The 3,950-nt window shown below is 55.8% G+C and carries 2 protein-coding genes and 2 pseudogenes; 3 read left to right on the top strand and 1 reads right to left on the bottom strand.

The genetic code is table 11. From position 1 onward, the window contains the following. The 3 genes and pseudogenes from CYJ26_RS11090 to CYJ26_RS10465 all read left to right on the top strand — a co-directional run. Nucleotides 1-171, top strand: a pseudogene (locus CYJ26_RS11090) (IS3 family transposase); the annotation flags it as partial. Between the two features lie 39 nt (nucleotides 172-210). After that, nucleotides 211-594 (top strand): annotated as a pseudogene (locus CYJ26_RS10470) (transposase); the annotation flags it as partial. Nucleotides 595-722: 128 nt separating this feature from the next. Next, a complete protein-coding gene (locus CYJ26_RS10465; protein ID WP_244902081.1) occupies nucleotides 723-3,401 on the top strand; it encodes a Cna B-type domain-containing protein in 2,679 nt (892 codons plus the stop codon). 393 nt (nucleotides 3,402-3,794) lie between these two features. Here CYJ26_RS10465 and CYJ26_RS10460 read toward each other — a convergent pair. After that, a partial coding sequence (locus tag CYJ26_RS10460) for a transposase (RefSeq protein ID WP_145990789.1) occupies nucleotides 3,795-3,950 on the bottom strand: 156 nt, incomplete at its 5' end.

The raw sequence follows: 3,950 nt of genomic DNA, 5'->3' as shown, positions 1-3,950 counted from the left end.
AAGAACGTCCTCGACCGACGGTCCTGGAGCACACGAGAGGAACTACGGCTGGCGATCGTGTCCTGGATCCAGGGGAAGTACCACCGCAAACGCCGTCAACGCCGGCTCGGGAAACTCACCCCCGTCGAGTTCGAACTCATCATGAAACCAACCGCAACACTGGCGGCATAAACCCGGAGGTCAACCAAACCTTCAGCAGTCCCGGGCCACCTCGAGGCACTGTTCGCCGACGACGCTCACGTCGAGGTCGAAGCGACCTGGGGGATCTACCAAAAGATGATCGCCGCCTACCGCGACCCCGACCGCTCGCCAGGCCGACAGCTGATGCGCTGCCTCATCAACGCCGTCAGCGCCGACGTCCCGGCACCACTGACCGAAGTAATCACCCTGGGCCGGACCCTGAAGAAACGTTGCGCGGACGTGCTCGCCTACTTCGACCGACCCGGAACCAGCAACGGCCCCACCGAAGCTATCAACGGACGCCTCGAGCACCTACGAGGCTCCGCCCTCGGACTGCGCAACCTGACCAACTACATCGCCCGATCTCTCCTCGAAGCAGGCGGCTTCAGACCCCAACTACACCCTCAACTGTGAAGAGCCGGTATACTGCTCGCCAGTGGGTGCAGCGCTCTCGTCGTTTAGCAGACCAGAGGTCGCTCTTATGAGAGGAACAAATAATGATGGGCCCTTGGGTGCGGTCATTCGGGATTTTACTGGCCACCGTGCTGGCAACAGTCGGATTGTCTGGAGGAGTAGCTCAGGCAGCCGATATTACTTCCTGGGACGACGTTATTGCTACGGTTAATGGTCTTGGCGACGGCGAGTCAACAGAACTGTCAATCGCATCAGAAATAACGGTGGAAGATGGAGCTGATCCGCTGGTTGTGCCCGCGGGGAAACAGGTCACCTTCACGGGTAGTGGAAAGATCAGCGGTAATGGATCCCCGCTGTTCACGGTAGAAGAGGGCGGAGCGCTCACCCTATCCGGTCCGACTTTCACCAACGCGCAGTTTAGCGTTGCGGGAAAAATGAGCCTGGTGAGTGGCGCGATCCGCGACACTGCGGTAACGGGCCCGGTCGTTTTTGTTAACGGAGGAACTCTAACTATCGGTGGAGACGCCGAGTTTTCCGGCAACAACGTTTCAGATGAGTCCGGCGAACTTCTCCCGGCAGGGGTTGAAAAAGAAAAATACTCTCCAATTACGGCCTACAACGGCACCGTGCGAGTAGAGGGTGGAACGCTGAGCAATAACACGGGTCTGCTACGCGGTGGCTCGATTGGCCTATGGGCGCGAGACGGTGGAACGCCTACTTTCGAGATGACGGGTGGAACACTAACCGGAAATGTTGTCAGCCACCCCAAATTCAATGGCCGTGGCGGCGCACTTTACGGTGAGGGAGCCTCAGTGAATATCTCCGGAGGCACCGTGAAAGAGAACACCACAGAGTTAGGCGCGGGCCTTGCCTTTATCAACAGTGACGTTTCTCTGTCAGGCAGCGTTGTTATTCAAGGCAACGACAACGGAAAGTATAAGGGTGTAGGTGGCGGCCTGTATCAAGACGGAGGCACGCTGAACATCAGTGGCGCAACGTTTACAGAGAACGTGACCACTGGTTCCGGCGGTGCGATCTACACAGAGGGCGATACAAAGGTCGATATTGTCGGCGCCGAGATAACTTCTAACAGCGCTGCGAGGTCTGGTGGAGGCGTCGCTTTCAATGGAACTACGAAGGCGGCGATCCACGCCGTAGTTTTGAACGGTAACACCTCGGAAGGCTTCTGGGGTGGCGGAGCAATGTACATCGACGCCAAAGCCGAGGTCACGATTTACAACGGTCTTATTCGTGACAACGTCATTAAGGCTGGTTTTCTCCTTCAAGCCGGCAACCACCCTGTGAGCGCTCAAGGTGGCGGTGTCTGGAACTGTCCCACGGGCTCCACAATCATGCACGTAACTCGTGGCGTGGCGATTTTTGACAATGTGGCACCCAACGTCTTCAAGGGGCAAAACGCTGGTGCCGGTGATGATTTCGCCAGCATTATCAAACATGAATTCGGTAAGCCGGTAGCAGGTCATTCGGTTGTTGTTGCTGAACGTATGCTTGGTGGAAGCCCGCGCGCTTGGTACCAGGACGGTTCGATTTATGGTATTCACGGTAACTGGTCCGCTGAGGGAAAGGTTCCGCGCTACTCAGTGGAGGGGTCGAACACGGCTATCAAGCCAAACGAAGAAGTTTCCCAAGACATTGCTTTCAAGTCTGTCCCAACTGAGGACGCTAAGGCTATCGCAGAGACTCTTGCGACTGTGAAGATCACCAATAACGTAGCCACCGGCACTGGTATTTCCGGAGCTGGCATCGCGAACAACGGTACTTTGACCTTCGGCGATCCTGAACCGTGGAAACTGAAGCTGGAAAAGAAGTGGGCTAATGATGATCCAGAAGATCGCCCCGAGAGCATTTTGGTGGACGTGAAACTTGGTGACAAGACGCTACAGACCATCGAGCTCACAAAGGAGAACGGTTGGAAGGCTGAGCTAGCAAACTATCCCGACCCAAGCACGCTCATTGATGCGAAGACGGGCGAGACTATCCCGCTAACCTTCGTCGAGCATGAAGTCGATGGCTACATGTCTCACGACGCAGTAGTGACGGAAAACAAAGACACAAAGACGATCGAGGTCGCGATCGTTAACGAACCTCCCACGTCGGTCGATGTTGAGAAGCGGTGGTCTGGTGATGTGGAGGCTGATCGTCCGGGTTCTGTGACTATCAGCTTGTTGGCTGATGGTAAACAGACGGATAAGTCTTTGGAACTGACTGCCGAGAATGGCTGGAAGGGTACGTTTACCGATCTACCTAAGTATGTGACGGTTGATGGTGAGAAGACCGAGATTGTCTACACGGTGGTTGAGGTAGAGGTTCCGGGCTACACTCCTTCCATTAGTGGTAGCGTAGCCGACGGATTCGTGGTTACTAACACGAAGGACGCTTCACCAGTTACCTCGGTACCTGTTGAGAAGCGGTGGTCTGGTGATGTGGAGGCTGATCGTCCGGGTTCTGTGACTATCAACTTGTTGGCTGATGGTAAACAGACGGATAAGTCTTTGGAACTGACTGCCGAGAATGGCTGGAAGGGTACGTTTACCGATCTACCTAAGTATGTGACGGTTGATGGTGAGAAGACCGAGATTGTCTACACGGTGGTTGAGGTAGAGGTTCCTGGCTACACTCCTTCCATTAGTGGTAGCGTAGCCGACGGATTCGTGGTTACTAACACCAAGGACGCTCAACATCCGTTGGCTCGCACCGGCTCGGCAGTTCAAGGCCTGATAGTAGTGGGCGTGGTCCTGCTCGCTGCGGGAACCTGGGCTGTATCCAAGCGTCGTCGTCGCGCATAAGCAAGTGCGGGTGGGTCCCGCTAAACGGCGGGGCCCACCCGGCTCACAGTAACTGGCTTCCTCATTATTTAGTTAGTCATGCACAACATTTCACCTTCCGGTTAATCCCCGGGAGGTGTTTTGTTATTGCTATCCGGTTACATTAGCCTCGAGCCATTGTGCTCCATCAGAACGACCAGCGTAATTCTTCTACTGGAGCTGCGAGAATCCGGAGCTTGAACTCGATGATGACAGAGTGCGAATAGGAATAGGCGAAGTGGGTGAAGCAAAACCCCCGGAAGGAGAGCTGAGTGATCTCAGTTGTCTTCCGGGGGTTCTTTGCAACTACTGCGCCTGTAGGCAGGTTGCGTGTTCCTCGTTGGTTACATGAACCTGCGTGCGGTTAGCGGCTCTTCAGAGTTGAGTGTGGGGTGAGGCGTCGAGGCCTCTGGTGATGAGGAGCATGCGGAGGCGGTAGTGCTTGACGTTGCGGAACCCGCGGGCGATGCGGCGGCCCAGCTCGATGATCCCGTTGATGGCCTGGGTGCCGCCGTTGCTCGCGCCGTGGGT

The organism is Actinomyces urogenitalis (assembly GCF_002861525.1).
Classification (GTDB): Bacteria; Actinomycetota; Actinomycetes; order Actinomycetales; family Actinomycetaceae; genus Actinomyces; species Actinomyces urogenitalis.
This window is presented reverse-complemented; position numbering and strand designations above follow the sequence as displayed.